Origin of the sequence: Saccharibacillus alkalitolerans, from assembly GCF_011090185.1 — a bacterium.
Classification (GTDB): Bacteria; Bacillota; Bacilli; order Paenibacillales; family Paenibacillaceae; genus Saccharibacillus; species Saccharibacillus alkalitolerans.
Genome location: NZ_JAAFGS010000008.1, coordinates 41,163 through 54,520, shown reverse-complemented (window position 1 = coordinate 54,520; position 13,358 = coordinate 41,163). Strand labels below are relative to the sequence as shown.

The 13,358-nt window shown below is 61.0% G+C and carries 9 protein-coding genes; all 9 read right to left on the bottom strand.

Features of this window, described 5'->3' with window-relative positions; all coding sequences use genetic code 11:
• Position 1: 1 nt before the first annotated feature.
• The 9 genes from GYN08_RS18915 to GYN08_RS18875 all read right to left on the bottom strand — a co-directional run bounded on the left by GYN08_RS18915 (position 2) and on the right by GYN08_RS18875 (position 13,224).
• Positions 2 to 526, bottom strand: coding sequence for a sigma-70 family RNA polymerase sigma factor (locus tag GYN08_RS18915; RefSeq protein WP_166277593.1), 525 nt, complete (start codon positions 524 to 526; stop codon positions 2 to 4).
• A gap of 165 nt (positions 527 to 691) precedes the next feature.
• Positions 692 to 3,685: a beta-phosphoglucomutase gene (pgmB, locus tag GYN08_RS18910; protein WP_166277590.1), complete on the bottom strand. Its 2,994-nt coding sequence runs from the start codon at positions 3,683 to 3,685 to the stop codon at positions 692 to 694.
• A gap of 51 nt (positions 3,686 to 3,736) precedes the next feature.
• Positions 3,737 to 4,063, bottom strand: coding sequence for a hypothetical protein (locus GYN08_RS18905; protein WP_166277587.1), 327 nt, complete (start codon positions 4,061 to 4,063; stop codon positions 3,737 to 3,739).
• A gap of 15 nt (positions 4,064 to 4,078) precedes the next feature.
• Entirely contained in the window at positions 4,079 to 5,317 is a 1,239-nt protein-coding gene (locus GYN08_RS18900; RefSeq protein ID WP_166277584.1) for a hypothetical protein, read from the bottom strand.
• Positions 5,318 to 5,324: 7 nt separating this feature from the next.
• Positions 5,325 to 6,839 carry a glycosyltransferase family 2 protein gene (locus GYN08_RS18895; RefSeq protein WP_166277582.1) on the bottom strand — a complete coding sequence of 505 codons (1,515 nt, stop codon included), beginning with the start codon at positions 6,837 to 6,839 and terminating at the stop codon, positions 5,325 to 5,327.
• On the bottom strand, positions 6,820 to 7,920 hold the full coding sequence (locus GYN08_RS18890) for a HEAT repeat domain-containing protein (protein WP_166277580.1): 1,101 nt from the start codon (positions 7,918 to 7,920) through the stop codon (positions 6,820 to 6,822). Before GYN08_RS18890 ends, GYN08_RS18895 begins: the two co-directional genes overlap by 20 nt.
• The gene (locus tag GYN08_RS18885; protein WP_166277578.1) at positions 7,917 to 9,686 is read right to left on the bottom strand and encodes a response regulator; all 1,770 of its coding nucleotides are present in this window, start codon (positions 9,684 to 9,686) and stop codon (positions 7,917 to 7,919) included. Before GYN08_RS18885 ends, GYN08_RS18890 begins: the two co-directional genes overlap by 4 nt.
• On the bottom strand, positions 9,683 to 12,844 hold the full coding sequence (locus GYN08_RS18880; RefSeq protein WP_166277576.1) for an ATP-binding protein: 3,162 nt from the start codon (positions 12,842 to 12,844) through the stop codon (positions 9,683 to 9,685). Before GYN08_RS18880 ends, GYN08_RS18885 begins: the two co-directional genes overlap by 4 nt.
• The gene (locus GYN08_RS18875) at positions 12,841 to 13,224 is read right to left on the bottom strand and encodes a response regulator transcription factor (protein ID WP_166277574.1); all 384 of its coding nucleotides are present in this window, start codon (positions 13,222 to 13,224) and stop codon (positions 12,841 to 12,843) included. Before GYN08_RS18875 ends, GYN08_RS18880 begins: the two co-directional genes overlap by 4 nt.
• Between the last annotated feature and the right edge of the window lie 134 nt (positions 13,225 to 13,358).

Here is a 13,358-nt window from a genome sequence, read left to right as displayed (position 1 = left end):
CTTAGCGTTCCTGCTCAAGCCGGCTGCGCATCTGCTTCAAAGCCCGGTACAGCCTCGTCTTGACGGTGCTTTCCGGCTTGTTCAAAATTCGGGCGATTTCGCCCAGCGTCATGTCGTGATAAAACCTTAACGTCAGCACGTGGCGGTATTTCTCGGGCATATTCGCCATCGCCCGTTCCAGGTCGATCCGGCTGGAACTTCGCATCTCGGCCGCGCCACGTTCCTCGCCGACGCGTTCGACCGGCACCACCCTTTTACGCCGGCGCAGCTCGTCCATGCAGCAGTTGATCAAGATGCGGATCAGCCACGAATCGAACAGCGCTTCGTCTTTCAGCGACTTTTTTTTCGACCAGGCGCGGAACGAGGCTTCCTGCAGCATCTCCAGCGCATCCGCGTCGCTGCGCAGATAGCTGTAAGCGATGCTGTACAGCCTGCCGCTCTGCCTGTCGATCCGTTCGAAAAAGCGTTCTTCCTCATTTTCGATAGCCCGCTCTCCCGTTTGTTCCAATCTCAGCGTCTCGGCCACCCTCTCTCCCCCTCTTGTGAAACTGCACCGCTATGACGGCCGGGACTCCGCGAAAAGTTTCAACCTGCCCAAAAATAAAAAAACCGCGCGGTTCTCCCTTAAGGATACGCCGCGCGGCGAAATTTGCGATACTTATTCGGTTGTCTTACCGAGCATGGAAGTCCGTCAGCCTCTCAGTTCCCGCTTCGGAAATTCGCTCATCCACTCCCGCAGCAGCGCCGGATTCAGCTCCGCCGGCGACGAGACGTGATGATCGGCGTCCGGCAGCGTCTCTTCCGTGCCGATGCCGACGGCCTGCATGCCCGCGCGGTGAATGGCCACGACGCCCGCTTCGGCGTCTTCGATCCCGATGCAGCGCAGCGGATGTACGCCCAGGCCTTCGGCTGCGTTCAGGAAAATTTCCGCGTCCGGCTTCTGCAGCGCGACGGCGCCCGCATCGGCCACGAAATCGAACAGGTCGGTCACGCCGAGACGGTCGAGCACGGTCGCCGCATTGCGGCTGGCGGAAGCCAGAGCGATCCGGATACCGTCGCGGCGCAGCGCCTTCAGCAGCTTGCGCACGCCCGGCAGCAGCGCTTCCGGCGTCAGCGTGAGCAGCAGCTCCCTGTACCGCTCGTTTTTGCGGTCGGCGAGCCTCTGCATATCTTCCAGCGAAAATTTCCGGTCTCCGTTTTGCAGAATCAGCTTCAGCGAAGCCATCCGGTCCACGCCTTTCAGCTTCTCGTTGTATTCGCGGTCGAAGGGGATGCCCAGCTCGTCGGCAAGTTCTTTCCAGGCCTGGTAATGCAGCTCGGCCGTGTCGGTAATGACCCCGTCCAGGTCGAACAGCACGCCGCCCAGAACGCGGTTCGGCAGCGTCAATTCTTCCTCGAGTTCCGTGACGACGCCGAAGTGCTCGATCTTCACCGGATCGCCTTCGAGGATGCGATACGTCGTCGAATCCTGCACGATGCTCACATGCAGCCGGCGTCCCTGCCATTTCAAGGAAAAGGCGCATCGTTCCCACTGGCCGGGCAGTACCGGGCGGAAGCTGAGCCTGTCCGGGTCCTGCTTCATCCCGGCGAAGCCGTGGACGATCGCCAGACGGCTGCCGGCCATCGCGGCGGCGTGAATGCCGTCCTTGACGTTGCCGTGGGTGTCGTCGAGATCCAGGCGGGACGTTTCCATGAAAAATTCGTAAGCCTGATCCATATAGCCCAGCTCCGACGCGACCATCGAGTGCACGCAGGCCGACAGCGACGAGTCGTGCGTGGTCAATCCTTCATAATAGAGATAGCCGCGCGCCTTTTCCGCCCGGGTGAAGCGGTCCGGCTGCACGTGGAAAGCCAGTACGAGATCCGCCTGCTTCAACACCTGGTGACGGTAAATATCCATCGGGTGATAATGCAGCAGCAGCGGATACTTCTCCTTCGGCGTATTGGCGAAGTCCCACGGCGCTTTGTGCAGGAACGAATCGTCCTGGCCGATCATCCCGTGTTCGCGGTAAATAAACATCTCCTCCGCCATCTTGCGCCAGGAGCCGATCTCCGCGTCCGTCACGCTCATCCGGTCGCACAGCTCTTCGCAGCGGCCTTCGTGCAGATGCTTCATCTCCTCCAGCAGTTGAACGGTATATTCGAATTGATCCTGCACCATCACGTTCGTGTAGGCGTTATTGTTTACGAGCGCCGTGTACTCGTCCGGCCCCGTTACGCCGTTGATGCAGAATCCCCGGCCCGGAATGAAACTTCCGTAGGCGGCGAAGAAGCGGCTGGTCTCGATCAGAATCTCCAACCCGTCGCCGTATTTGTAATCGGGATCGTCGACGGCCTCGTTGTACAGCTTGATGGCATGCGCGATATCCGCGTTGATATGAATCTGGGCGGTGCCCGCCGGGAAATAAGCCGACGTCTCTTCGCCGCTGATCGTCCGCCACGGGAACAGCGCGCCTTTGAAATTCAGCTCTTCGGCGTGCTTGCGCGCTTCCGGCAAAATGTAATGCCGGTAATCCAGCAGCTTGCGCGCGATTTCCGGCTCGGTATACAGGAAGAACGGAAAGACGTACATCTCGGTATCCCAGAAGTAGTGGCCTTCGTATCCTTCGCCGGTCAGTCCTTTCGCGCCCATATTGGTCCGCCCGTCGCGGCCCACGGACTGGAAGACGTGATAAGCGCTGAACCGCAGGCCCTGCTGCAGCGCTTCGTCGCCTTCGACCACGATGTCGGCGGACATCCAGAATTCGTCGAGGATGCCTTCCTGGATGGCCGCGTAGCTGTCGTATCCCCGCTCCATCGCTTCGTCCAGTTGGCGGATGCCGTCTTTCCACAGATCGCCGGTGTTCGCTCCTTCCGAAGCATGGTAGACAATGTATTTTTCCAAGACGAATTCGTCGCCCGGCTGCGCGGATACCGTAAAACGCTTCTCCACTTTCCCGCTCGAAGCTTCCGTCGTCAGCTCGTATTCGCCGCCCGTCAGCTTGTGTTCGGCCGCGCAGGCCACGTGGAAGCCGGTCACCCGGGTACGCTGCATAATGCCGGCGTACGTTCCGTTTTCGCGCATCTCGAGCGTCATCAGGACAGGTCCCGAGAACGAAGAACCCGAACGCGGATCGCCCGAAGACGACTGATTGACGACATTGCCGTCGATTTCCGATTCGAAGCGGATTTTCCCTTCGAAATTGATCGGCTTGACCGTGCAGCGCAGCAGCAGCAGATGAGGGTCGTCGAGCGAGGCCATGCGTTCGAACGTAATCTCGACTTCGCGGCCTTCGAGCGAGCGCCACTGAATGGTGCGGGTCACGCAGCCTTTGCGCATGTCGAGCTGGCGCCAGTAGCCGAACAGCGTGCCCTGGAACATGTGCACCGGCTCGTCTTCCAGCCAGATCCGGATGATCTGGGCGTCGGCGACGTTCAGCATCGTTTCGCGGTCGGGCGCCGAACCGAAAGTCTCCTCGCCGTATACGATCGGAGCCGACTCGTAAAATCCGTTGATATACGTACCGCGCAGCGAAGTGCCCAGCGGACCGTAATAGCCTTCCTCGAAATTGCCGCGCATGCCCAAATATCCGTTGGCCACGGCAAAGATCGTCTCGTCGCGCAGATTTTGTTCGGTATCCAGCGTATGCTCGGTTACCGTCCAAGGCTCGTACGCGTAAATCGGTCCCCCGGATGAATGCTTCATATCATTTCCTCCCATTCCCATCGTTTCTCTGTCGCACAGACTCCCCCCTTATTACCCAACCGGCTTCGGGTAAGTAACTTTGTCCGCGCAAAAGGGCCGAATAAATTGCCGGGCATCGTCCAGGCCCGGTTTTTCTGTCCGATCGCCCTTCGAAAATCCCATAAAAAGAGAGCCTCCGCCGAGGCGAAGACTCCAAGTCAGGGTTGTATTGAAAGGGCTTACATCTGCATTATAAAGGCCCTTTGCCTTTTTGTGAATCCCTAATCTGCCAAAATGGGGAAGAAGTTTTTCGGATTCGCCGGCAGGCGAATCCGAAAAGCTTCGAATTTGCGCCGAATTCCCGTTTTTGCCTTCTTTATGTCGTCTTTTCGCGTCCAAAGACGCGTTCTTCCCTCATTCCGAATGACCCGGCTCGACCGATACGTTCACGGAGGACGCTTCTTCCAGAACCTTTTGCATCATCGGCACATAGACGTCCCAGTAAAAAGCTTCTTCGCTGCCGGGCGTATCGAACGTGAACCAGCTCTTGAACGTCGGCCAGCCCGCGTAGCGCCGCCAAAACGGGTATTCGTCGTGGTCGGCATAGTCGCCGGCGAAGTAATAGCTCACCTGCCCCGCGGCGGGAGACGCCGTCGCTCCGAAAGGAATCGCGCCGTCGAATCCTCCCGCCGGGGTTTCCCGCCGAATCACGGCGGGGAAATTTTCGCGGATCCCTCGTTCGGCCAGCAGCGCGCGGCCGTTATCGGTCAGCTGCAAATTGTATTCCGCGAGAACTTCGCTGCCCGCGGCCGCCGTCACTATGTCGAACCAGTAATTGTAGCGGTCGTTCGGGTTCATGCCGAAGCGCTCCTTCCCGGCGGAAGTGAACGAGATCCGGGCCCCGCCGCTCGTCTCTTCGCCTTCACGGAGCACGAACAGGTCCCCGTCGTTCTGCACGAACAAAAATCCCGCGCCCGTATAGGCCCAGTCGCTGCCGGTAATCTCCCGGTAACGGCCCGGTACCCAGGACGGAATCTCGACGCCTTCGGACAAGTCCCGGAAATAACGCGCGGTCCAGCCGGTCCAATTCATGCCGAACAGGGCGCTTGCCCTTTCCCTGACCGCGCCGGTCGTAGGCGTCGCGACGGAATTGAACTCGGCGACCAGCATCGTTCCCCGCGCGGAAGCCGACTCCATGGCATTAACGTCGGCGATCTTCATGCCGCCCTCCTGCCGCTGCGGCGCCTTCCCGCCGGCATTGACCGGTACGCCGGCTTCCGCGTCCCCGCTCTCGAGCGCCTCCGCTTCGGCAAGGCCGTACGTATCGGCCGCGTAGATCAGCTGTACGTCTTCCGGCATATCGGCCAGCGTCCGTTCCCCTTGCCGCACGCCGTTTTCGCCGGGGAAATTGCCGTAATAATCGCGATCGTACAAGTACTTGCCGCCGCCCGGCATCCGGTATTTCTGCTGGTTCAAGATCCAGAACAATCCTTTGTGCTCCCGGTAGCTGTCGTCGACCACCGTCTTGTCCAATACGGCAACCGAGAGGCTTTTCGCCGGGCGGGCCTCCCAAACGATCCAGGGCAGCAGCAGAAGCAGCATCAGTGCGGCGAGTCCGACCCAAAAGCGGGGAAAAGGCTTCTTATTTTTCAACTGCGGCTCACTCCTTTTTCTCCGGCGGAACCGGATTCGCTGCCGGATTCGTGCCCGGAATCGCGTTCGGTTTCTTGTTGGCGCCCAGCACGTTGACCCGCGTCATTTCGCCCCAGCCGTGCTTTTTGCCCCGGATCGCCTGGAACAGCCCCTGGGTCCGCCACCAGGTCATGACCGGACGGTACCAAAACGACTCGGAGAGCGCATAGAAGAACAGCCGGAACGTATCCGAAATCCGATTGTAATTGTGGAATCTCCATTCCTCGAACAGCACGCTCATCGTCGACATCAGCGAACCGAACAGCAGCATGACGAGCGCCAGCAGCAGCGAAATTTCGATGTTGATCCGCCCCAGGAAGAAACCGAATACGACGGTGAAATAGCCCAGAAGCTCGACAAGGGGGCCCAGAAGCTCGATGAACAGAAAGAACGGCATCGACAGCATCCCTACCCGCCCGTACTTGGGATTGAGAATCATCTTTTTGTGCGAGTTGAGGCTTTCGTACAGTCCCCGGTGCCATCTTGTCCGCTGCCGCTTCAAAATGGTAAAGCTTTCCGGGGCTTCCGTCCAGCAGACCGGCTCGGGCACGTACACGATGCGCGCTTTGCTTTTTTTCCGGCGAATCAATTCGTGCAGGCGAACGGTCAGTTCCATGTCTTCCCCGATCGTGCCGGTCTCGTAGCCGCCGACTTCGACGACCCAGCTTTTTTTGAACACGCCGAACGCGCCCGAGACGAGCAGGAGCATGTTATAGCGGCTGAGACCGATTCTTCCCATCAGGAAAGCTCGCAGATATTCCACGACCTGCATGACGACAAGCGGCTTATTCGACAGCCGGACGCTCTCGCTGCTTAGATAACCGCTGTCGACCGTACTGCCGTTCGCGATGCCGACGCTGCCGCCGGTTGCCACGATTTCTTCGCCCGGACGGGCATCCATGATCGGCTTGACCACCTTGATGAACGCGTCCGTGTCGAGCACGGTATCTCCGTCGAGAGAGACGAAGTAAGGATAACGGCATACGTTGATCCCGACGTTCAGCGCATCGGCCTTGCCGCCGTTTTCCTTGTCGACCAGCACCAGATTGGGATGCCGGAGCGAACGGTATACGGCGCGCAGCGGCTTCGTTTCCTTTTTCAAGCCCGAAAACGGCACCCGCCCCTTCACTTCCGTCATATCGAACTCTTCGAGCATCATCTGTACGGTCTTGTCCTTCGAGCCGTCGTTGACGACCACGATTTCGAACTGCTTGTAATTGATGCTCAGCAGGGAGCGCACGCTGCCGACGATGTTGACTTCTTCGTTGTAGGCCGGCACGATAATGCTCAGCGGCGGGACGAGTTCCGTCTCCAGCACGGTGCTGTATTGAATTTCGCTCAAGTCCCGGTCGCGCCACAAGCTGAACGCGGCCGCGGCGGTCAAAAACAAATAAACGGCGGCCGACATCGCCACATAGATGATGATCAGAATGCCGATTATCCGGTGCGCTTCCATAAAGACGTCAACCCACGTTCCGCTCATAAGCCCTCCTTTCCAGCGTCTCCACGGCCATATCCCGGGCAAAGCGGTCCGGGTGCTCCTCCGCGATCTTCCCGATCCGCTCGAGCCCGTTCCGGTATTGCGACAGCGAAGAAGCGGCCTCGCGGCGTACCTCGTAAGACGGGTCCGCCATCATGCGTTCCAAATACGGCACGAAGCGCTCTTCGCGAATGGCGCCGGCCAAACGGGCGTGCATCAGCCGTTCGGGCCACAGGACCGCTTCTCCCTCGGCCATGCGGGCTTCGAGATTATCCGCGGCTTCCGGAGTCATATAACCGAAGTTGGCCAGCGCTTTCAGTGCCCGGATGCGCGTCTCCCTGTCTTCCGAACGCATGGAACGTTCAAGCAGTTCCAGCACTTCGGTCGTACGCGCATTGCCCAGTCTCAGCGTATCCAGCAGGCAGCGCCGAATCCGAAGCGGAAGTTCGTCAAAGCCGCGAATCAGCCGATCCAGCAGCTCGCCGCGCAGCGGACGCAGAACCTGCATCAGCTGCAGTTCCGAAAAACGTTCCGCCGCGACGTCCAAGTAATCGAGCGCTTCCTCGGCCTGAAGGGAAGCCAGCGTGCGAACCAGCAAAAATCGCTCGTCGTCATGCTTGGGCCGCATGTCCAGCCGTTCGATCCGGTCGAGAACGGCTTTTTTCAGACGGCCCATCTTGAACCTTTCGATATGCAGCAGGACGTTCATTCGGTCGCTCCAACGTCTTCTTCCCAGCAGGTACTCGTACTCCTCGCCGAAATGCTGCGCCGCGAAATCATAGATTCGCTCCCGTTCGGTCTGCGAAGCGCTGACCGCCAATCGGCTCAACAGCGCTTCTTCCAGCGCTTCGCGCCGCAGCCCTTCCCCGGAAGCGGACAGCCGGCGGGATCTTTCCCCGCTGCCGAGATACTCGGCGAGCGGAGAATCCGGCGCGGCAAATCTGTCGACCGCTTCCGCCACCTGCTGCCGGTAGCGGGTCCTTCTGATCTTGCGCTCGACCAGATAAAACAGGGTGAGTCCGATCAGCGCGATCAGCAGGGCGACGGCCATCCAGAGCATGCGCAGGATGCTGGCGTCGCTCATAATCCGGTCCCCACCTTTCCGAGCAGGCGGCGGATACGCGCTTCAAGCTCGACCATGCTGAAAGGCTTGGTCATGTAATCGTCCGTTCCCGCCCGGATCGCTTCCGCGATGCCCCGTTCGTCGCCGACGCCGGTCAGCATCAGCACGGTATAGACCGGGTCGTATCCGCCGCCGCGCAGCCGACTCAGCACTTCCATTCCGTTCATCCTCGGCATCATCCGATCAAGAATGAGCAGATAGCGGGACCCGCCGACGTGCCACGGGTCGCTCAGAAATTCTTCGCCGTCGGCGAAACCGCGAATTTCCAGCTCGTATTCTTCTTCGAGGCTTTGAAGCTGCCGCTCCAAAATGGTACGGATCAGCGAATCGTCGTCGATGATGGCAAGCCGGAGCTGCCGGGAGAGCGAACCGGCCGAATCCGATTCCGAGTCTTCCGCCTCCGCGCGGGGCGCCGCGTCGAGCGCGCGCACCGCTCCGGCCAGCGCCTGCTGGCGGGACATTCCCGCGCCGACCTCGGCGATCCCGTAAACGGCGCTCACTTCGTCGGCCCCGAGCAGCTCGGGCAAATTCTCTTTCAGCAACACGTCCTGCAAAAAAGCGGCGCTCTGCGCTTCGCTCAAGCCGGGCTGGAGCAGGAAAAAGCGACTGGCCCGATCCCGCGCCCAGACGTCATGCGGACGCAGGCGCCGCCGAACGGCATCCGAGAAGGCCCGAAGCAGCCGATCGCCTTCGCGGTAGCCCGTCCGTTCGTTAAGGCGGCGCAGCCCTTCCAACTGCACGGCCGTAACGGCAAGCCGCTCCTGCGGATCTTCGAGCAGACCGATCTGACGCGTCAGCTCCCGCTCCAGGAACGGCATGCCGTAAGCGCCGGTCGTCTGATCGAGCAGCAGTTGACCGGTCAGGCGCCGGCGCCGGCGAATCAGACGCCGGATCCGAACGACAAACTCCTCGAGATTCAGCGGCTTGGTCAGGAAGTCGTCGGCCCCGTCTTCGTAAGCTCGAATCCGGGTCGCGTCGTCGGTCTTCGCCGTCATCAGCACGACCGGAATCATGTAACGGTCGCACAGTTCCCGCAGCCGCTCCATCAGGTCGAAACCGCTCTGCTCCGGCATCAGCACGTTAAGCACGGCGCAATCCGGCCGCATCTCGTAAAACCATTCCACGGCCTTATCGAAACGGGGCGTCGCGAACACCGTGAACCCCCGGGCTTCCAATTCGTCCTTCAGCAGCGTCAGCAGTCCCAGATCGTCGTCGAGCAGCAGGACCGTGCCTTCGGCCGCCTCCGCTTCGGACGCGCCGCCTTCGAGCTCCCGCAGCCGGCGCTCTTCGCTTTCTTCCCGCTCCCGCGCGGTCGTGCCCTCCGACGCGGTTCCCGCTTCGACGGCTCCTCCGCCCCGCTTCGTCACCGCGTCCCGCAGGCTTCGCGGCGCAGCCGATTCGGGGACTGAGCCGGCGGCATCCGCGCCTTTGCCGTCAGGTTCCGCGGAAGTCTCGCCTCCGCCGGACTCTTGAAGCAGCCGCCGGAGTTCCGCCAGCCGATGGTTCAATTCTTCGCCCGCGAAAATACGGTCGCCTTCCTCCTGAAATTCTTCGAGCAGGCGAAGGGCCGCTTCGTACCACTCCTGCAGCCCGATGGTGCCGGAGGTGCCTTTGATCGAATGCAGCATCCGGTACACGGTGCGTTCGTCCGTCCGGGCGCCGGGTTCCAGCATCCGGCCCAAATTTTCAGCCGCCTGGTTGGTAAACAGCTTTTGATACTTGTTCATACAGGACCTCCTTCATCTTCGGGCCCGATTTCCGCGATCGCGAATTCCGAGTTCGCTTCGACCTGACGGATATCCAAACCGTGCGTTTCGAGCGAAGCCCGGGCCAGGGAGCCGTCCGGCACCGCAAGAGCCAGCGCCGTTCGGGCAGGCGGACGCTCGATCAGGCGCCGTCCGAGCTCGAGCAGCTCTTTGACGGTGAACGGCTTGCGCAAATACTTCTCCTGTTCGGCTTCCGCGTATCCCGCGGGCGGATCGAGCGCCGAGGAGATGACGATCGGCAGGCGGCTCCGTTCGCCTTCTTCGGTCAATTTCCGGATAAAGTCCCATCCGCTCAACTCCCCGGCCAGGGACAGATCCACGACGCAGAGCACCGGGGGCTTATCCGCCGGAGCCCGGCTCAGCGCGAGAAGCGCCGCTTCCGCTTCCGGGAACAGCGCCGTCCGGAGGCCGTCTTCGCGGAACGCTTCGGTGATCAGGCGGCCCAGGCTGGCGTCGTCCTCCAGCACCAGCACGGCTTCGTCGACGGCCGGAAGATCCAGAGCGGGCAGGGCGAAACGGAAGGTGCTGCCTTCCCCGAGAACGGAATCGAACGAAATTTCGCCGCCCAGATCCTCGATCATTTCTTTCACGATCGCCAGGCCCAAGCCCGTCCCGCCGATCTGGCGGCGATCCGAGTTGTCCACCCGGTAAAACTTGCCGAACATTTTCGGCTTCGCGTCCTCGGGAATGCCGAGCCCGTAATCCCGGACCTCCACGACCCAGCGCCCGTCTTCCGGACGCAGGACGCAGTCGACGACGTCTTTGCCGGGCGAGTACTTCACCGCGTTGCTCAGCAGATTATGCAGCACCTGCTTCAGCCGGTCGCCGTCGCTGCGCACCGCGCAGACGCCTTCCGGCAGGGTCAGGCGCACGGCGTGCCCCGCACGCCCGTCCCATTGGGCGGCTACGTCCTCCGTCAGCGGCTTCAAATCGAGCGGAAGCATCCGATAACTCTGCTTCCCCGCTTCGATCCGCTGCAGATCGAGAAAGTCTCCGATCAGGCCGGACAGCCGGGTCGCTTCCCCGTGAATGGTACTGATATATTTTTGCGCCTTCTCGGGCTTCACGCTGCGGTTCAGCATAATTTCCGAAAAACCGAGAATGCTGGCCAGCGGCGTCCGCAGTTCGTGCGAAACGACGCTGACGAATTCGTCCCGCAGCCGGTTCGTCTCCTCTTCTTTCGTGCGATCGCGGAAAACGAACAACTTGACGCTGCCCCACACGACGTCTTCGATCCGCTGCACATACACTTCGAAATACCGGGCCGGGCGGCCCGGAGGCTCGAAAGCGTATCGGGCGCGCAAATCCCCCGCTTCCGCGTTCAGGGCGTCGCGAAGGCGTTCTCCCGCATCGTCCGGCAGGCCGAGCGTCCCGCGCAGTTCCTCCATCATCCCGATAAAGTTCGTTCCCGGACGCAGGGCCGGATCGAGCAGTTCGGCCGTGATTCGGTTGCACAGCAGAATCTCGCCGTCCGGCGAGCAGACGACCAGCGCCTCGTGAATGGAGTCGATAACCTTCTGCGTGGCGTCGCGCTGATTGCGCAGATTCTGTTTCTCCTGCTCCAGCTCGCGGCTCTTCTGCTCCAATTCCCTGCGCTGACGCTGACGTTCCGCCTGCGTCAATTGCGCAAACAGAGCGCCGATAAACTGCCGGACCATCCCCTCGGCCAGTTCCTCCTCGCCTTCCGCCGCGGAAAGGCCGCCGTACGTCGTCAGCATCAGGAAGCCCGCCGGGCGTTCTTCCCCGTCTCCGTCGTATACCGGATAATACGTATCGACGGCCGTTTCGTAAGCGCCGTGGGCGCCGGCTTCGGCGCCCGACACCGGACGCCGGCGCGTGACGGAGCGATTGATCCGGATCGCCTGCAGCGCCGGACCCGACGGTTCGCCGCCGAAGGACGCGGCCGAAGACGCCGGATAGCCGCTGCTGTACAGCATGTCATAGCGTTCTTCGCCGAAGCGTGCGCGGAAAGCCGCAGCGGCGCTTTCCTCGGCGCCGCTCTCCCGCAGATCGTCCGCGCTCCATCCCGTCGTCGGCGTTTGCGTCAGCCGGTCGCTCCGCATAACCAGCATCGCCGCGTCGCATCCCGTCACGACGATCAGCTGTTCGATCGCCTGATGCAAAAAGTCGTTCAATTCCGTCGAGCCGACCAGCGAACGCTGGTAAGCATTGATCGCTTCCAGCTGAGCTTCCCGGCGCGTCAGCCGGCCCAGCGCCCCTTCAAGCTGGCTTCTCTGCTGGAGAATCTGCTCGTTCTGCGCTTCCAGCTCGTCATTTTGCGCTTCCAGCTCTTCCCGCTGCTCCTCCATCTGGAGCAAATTGTTCTCCAATTCGAGCTGACGATTTCGGATGCCGTCGGCCATACGGCCGATTCCTCCCAAAAGACGGCCGATTTCGTCGCCGCGGGACGATCCGTCGAGCGTGACGATCTCTCCGCGCTCGATGCCCGCCACCGCCTGCTCGGCCTGCATCACCGGTTGGATGAAGGCCTTTCTCAAGTAGCGAATCAGCAAAAGCGCCGCAGCCAGTGCCGCGGCCAGTATGAGCGCCGGCACAATCAGGACGATCCGCGCCAACTCGCGGCTGCGCTCGCTCTGTTCCACGATCCGGCTGCGCTGCATGTCGACGAGCGCCGCGAACTCCGTCTCCATTTGGCCGACGAGCGCACTGCCCTTGGAGCGCGCCAATTCGTTCACGGCCGGATCGTTACCGGCCGCGATCAATTCCAACGCGCGGGTGGAATACGTGTTGAAATTCCCGTTAAGCTCCGTCAAGCCGTCGACGGCGGAAGCGCTGCCCGACTCTTCGTCGTAAGCCCCCCTCAGGTTCGCGAACAGCCGGTCGTAATCCTCATGCGCCGCAACCGTCCGCTCCCGCAAATCCTCCCGGCCGTAAGCGGCGTAGCCTCTCAAATAGGAGACCGATTCCTGAAAGCTTCGCTCCGTATCCTGCAGCAGATTCAACCGGGCAATGGCGTCGTCCATTTCGTTTGAAACGTCCGCATACTGCCTGTGCAGGGCGAATTCGGCCGCGGCAAGCAGCACGCCGAGTACCAGAAAAAGCGCCATCGTGCCGTAAGCGATTCGGCGCGGCAGGCTTCCCGAAGCCGCCCTTTTCATGGCTGCCCGCCTGCGGCCAGCCTGCGTACGGACTCCGCAAGCTCTACCGGACTGAACGGCTTGGAGATGAACATCGACACGCCGGCCTGCATGGCGCGCTGACGATCTTTTTCCTCCGCCTTGGCCGTCAGCAAAATGACGGGCTTTTGCGAGTTCGCTCCCGCTTCGGCGCGCAGCCACTCGCAGACTTCGATCCCCGTGGCCTCCGGCATCATATAGTCGAGGATGATCAGGTCGTATTCGTTATAACGCAGGTTATCCATCGCCAGCTTCCCGTCTTCGGCTTCGTCGATGTCGAACCCTTCCTCTTCAAGCGTTTCCGAAATCAAAAAACGCAGCACCATTTCGTCTTCCGCAATCAATATTTTCCCGCTGCTCATTGGAGTCCCCCGTTCGGCCTCGGCCTCCCGAAAAGGAAGCCTTGGGTATTTGCTGTCTCTCCTATAACTTTACCCTAAAATTGCGTCTCCGCGTTGGCGGCGGTAAAAACCTCCTTATCGGTATGATATAATGG